Source organism: Stenotrophomonas pictorum JCM 9942 (assembly GCF_001310775.1).
Classification (GTDB): Bacteria; Pseudomonadota; Gammaproteobacteria; order Xanthomonadales; family Xanthomonadaceae; genus Stenotrophomonas; species Stenotrophomonas pictorum.
Window position 1 is genome coordinate 1 of record NZ_BAZI01000668.1, and the last position, 933, is coordinate 933.

The window sequence follows — 933 nt, forward strand, 5'->3', positions numbered from 1 at the left end:
CGACGGGCGCTATCTGGGGACCGCGGTGGGCACCATCGCCGGCGGCGCAGCCGGGCGCGCGATCTATGAGGCCAGCAGCCGTCCGGACTACCGGCGTGGCGATGTGCGCGTGTGCGAACCGGTGGGCTACGGCAGCGAGAACGAGCGCGTGGATGGCTACGACGTCACCTATGAATATGGCGGCCGCGAATATCACACCCGTCGCGACTACCACCCGGGCGAGCGCCTCCGCGTGCGCGTGGACGTCAGCGCCGACTGAGGCAGGGGTCTTCGGGATTTCCACACCGCAGGCGGTTTGTCAGCGTGACGGGATGCCTGCATAGTCGCCGCATCCTGTCCAGGAGTTGCCTGATGCGTCGTCTTGCCTGCGTTGCCCTGCTGCTTCCGTGTCTGCATGTCCTTTCCGCCAGTGCCGAGGTCAAGCTGCTGGTGGCCGAAACCATCCGCACCGGTGACCCCGCGCAGCCGGTGGTCGGGGCGATGGCCTGGGAAAGCGATACCGGTCGCGTGCTCGATGTCGGCAGTGCCGATGCCTTGCTGCAGCTGTATCCGCAGGCCCCGCGCATCGATCTGGGCGAGGCCACGGTGGTGCCCGGTCTGATCGACGCGCACGCGCACCTGGTCTATCTGGGCAACACCCTGTCGCAGGCCGACCTGTCCGGGGCGAAGAGCCGTGCGGAAGTGGTCGAACGGCTCAAGGCATTCGAGAAGACGCTGGCACCGGGCGAATGGCTGTTGGGCCGAGGCTGGGACCAGAACCGCTGGGACAACACCGATTTTCCGACTGTGGCCGATCTGGATGCGGCGTTCCCGCAGCGGCCGGTCTATCTGGACCGGGTCGACGGCCACGCCGGCTGGGTCAACAGCGCCGCGCTGCGCATCGCCGAAGAGGGCGGTAAATCGCTGGCCGGGGACTGGCAGCCGGCCGGCGGG

General features: G+C 68.3%; 2 protein-coding genes. Both read left to right on the forward strand.

What is annotated here, in order from left to right; all coding sequences use genetic code 11:
• A partial coding sequence (locus JCM9942_RS16925; RefSeq protein WP_425478372.1) for a glycine zipper 2TM domain-containing protein occupies positions 1 to 259 on the forward strand: 259 nt, incomplete at its 5' end.
• Positions 260 to 351: 92 nt separating this feature from the next.
• Positions 352 to 933, forward strand: a 582-nt coding sequence (locus JCM9942_RS16930) for an amidohydrolase family protein (protein ID WP_157723036.1), incomplete at its 3' end; no start/stop codon positions are given.